This window comes from Pseudoalteromonas sp. SR45-5 (assembly GCF_014163565.1).
Taxonomy (GTDB): Bacteria; Pseudomonadota; Gammaproteobacteria; order Enterobacterales; family Alteromonadaceae; genus Pseudoalteromonas; species Pseudoalteromonas distincta.
In genome coordinates this window covers 1-2,855 of the sequence record NZ_JACJDN010000523.1, presented here as the reverse complement: position 1 = coordinate 2,855, position 2,855 = coordinate 1, and the positions used below count along the sequence as shown (strand labels likewise).

1 protein-coding gene is annotated in these 2,855 nt (G+C 30.1%); it reads left to right on the top strand.

All coding sequences use genetic code 11. The features are described from left to right. On the top strand, positions 1–2,855 hold a 2,855-nt coding region (locus H5072_RS16020), incomplete at both ends, for a hypothetical protein (protein WP_220488662.1).

Sequence of the window (2,855 nt, the reverse complement as noted above, 5' to 3'; positions counted from 1 at the left end):
CTTTTGAATGATGTTGGAGACGACATTATTATCTTAAGTCTGGCAAAAGATAGAACTCGAAAAAGTTTAGAAAGAAAAAACTGGTATGCTTTAAATTATTTTAACAATGAATATAAAGATCTCACTACTTTTTGGTCTCAGTTTGGTGATAATTTTAAAGTTGAATTTGGAAGCTCATTCAACGAGAATTTTGCTGCATCAGTTGATCGGAAAAATAGAAAATATGGAGACAGTAAGGTTGCCAATGAACTTCACTTTCGAATAATTAGGCGTTCATCAGAAGATGAGGCCCCAGTAAATAGTTGGGAATTAAGGTGGGCTTTTAATCCATTTGGTTTCGAATCGTCTAAATATCTAGATTTCCCTAAGGTTACAGAAAGAAAAGGTTTTTTCCATAGAAATACACTTTCTTTGGATCCATTGTTCGTTAAAAGCTCAGAAAGTACACCCACAATAAATAATATTCATATGTTTTCAGCTATAAGTCCTAATATAAAAAAGGGTAATTTAGTTAAAAAAACAGATAACGAATCTAAAGCATTTAGCGACTTATTATTTCAGCTTAAAAGTCATCAATATTTAAGCGATGTCGAATTTGAACAAATACAAGATAAGTTTCTATATTTTTATAAGCAATGGCAGTTATCTATTAAAGAAATATTAGAAAAACCTCTTTGTGGAAATGTAATTGATTTAGAATTAGCACTGGAAGAGGTTTTCCAGTCTATTTATCTTTTAAAGATAAATAGGGAAAAGGCAAATGAGTTAGTTTATGAATTAATTTCCGCCCACACAATTAATATAACAGAGAGTACAAGTTATAGTGTTTACCTACCTTGGTCACCATTTAGTTTACTAATGCAAAGTAATAGAAACTCGATGATTAACGCAATTGCGGAACAATATAATAAAAAATCATTAAGTATTGCAAATAAGAGCGACGGTGTTTTAGCTAAGTTATTTAAAGACTTACTAGTAAACCATGGGAAGAGTTTTTATCTCAAGAAAAGTAAAGAAAATGGTTTCGAAGATTTAGTCTCTACTCAATCTAATTCGGGTTATTTTGAGTTTGGAAAACTGAGCACCTCACAAAATTCTATCAGCGATAGTGAAATTAGATCCGTAGTTAATGCTACAGCAAATAAATTTTTGGAAACGTATCCAAATGAAAGACATCATTTGCAAATCCTATGTGTTGGATTATTTTCATATAAACACCTTTTGGCTGTTTATGAAGAGCTTCTTAAGATTGCGGATAACCATGAAGAAGAGCTTTTTCTGTCACTTGCTTTCAATTGTAGTAATAGGACTGCTCTTGATTCAATATACCAAACTATATGTGAAAGTTTTGATTCATCTAAAGTTGATACCAATATTAAAATTAGAATTATAAATGATATCAATGAGGTTGAAGATGGAGAAGTCGATTTAATTTATAACTTTGATCCTTTATTTATTCATAATAAGATTGCAACGATTGCGCCTGAATATATTGAAAGAGAGTATGACGGTTTGAATTGGGAATATTGTGCATTTAGAAAAGTACCTTCAGATCCTGTTGCTAGAAAAACTCAATTTTCAATGAATAACCATGTTCAGAACAGCACTAGTCGGCTTTTTCACAAAGCTTTTATGAAAGCAAATAACTTGAATGAAAATACTTCATTTTGTAGAGAGGTAAGCCAAACAGGTTTAAAAAATGAGATAGCAAAAGGGTTAAGTAAATGTAATTGGTTAGTGATCTATGATTTCCTTTTAAGTAAAGAAACACTGAGTTCATGTAGTGAATATGAAGAAAATAGCAGAAGAGTATTAAGATATATACAGGGTGAGAGTGGTAAACGTTCATTAGCTATAGTAACGGATAAAGAAACACACTATATAACGAAAAGCTTGAACCAAGATCTCAGAGCTTGGCAATTAGTCCACCCAGACAAAGTACCTTTATTAGTTGATAAAATATTTACACTTTCCAACTCATTTAGTAGTGATACATTGCTAAGATCTGTAGGTAATGGCAATTTTTCACACGATTTGGTTGGAACGGCAGGAGCTGCATCTCTACTAGAAGACTTATTTGAGAATAAAAAGAAGTTATCACCAATATTTTGGGTGCATTTAGACGATTATTTGAGTTGGTTTAAATCACCAATAGAAGATGATGCATTTAAATCTATAGGAAGGACTGTAAATTACATATCTGATTTATTAGGTATTTATATTTCAATAGATGCTGATGCGATTGTTACAATAAATATCATTATTAGCGAATCTAAATTAACTAATGGGTCTGTCGAACAATCAATTAAATCATGTAAACAAATAAAGTCTACTGTAGATTTAATTTCTTCGATGCTTAGTTCTTCAAGAGATATAGATTTCGAGTATTGGTTAAATAAATTTTATGAATTTATCCTAGGTAACTTCAAATTTATACCTAATGAATTTGAGTTCAAAGAATTGATATCTTTAGATAAAAGTAAAGTTAAAATTAATGTTTGTGGTATCTCGGTTGTTTTTCATTATGATAATGCCTTAATTGAAACTACTTCTAGCCCTGTTTATGAAACAGATTATCTTTTTCAATTAAAGTTAAGCTCAAATGACACAAATTCTATTTTTAACGGAATGTTAGATAGTAAAGTTAAAATAGGCTTATTTGATGATATAAAGTTCACTTCATTAAAATTAAATAGGAAAGAAGGTAATCTGGTATTTGATGAGAGTTCAACCGTTTCAAATTCCGAAGCACTCATAGAATCAAGAGAATTTAAACAATCAGAGCAAAAAAATTCAATATTACTTAATAAATCTAAAGATTTATTAAACTCAAATGAAAATTCAAAAGAAAGTCC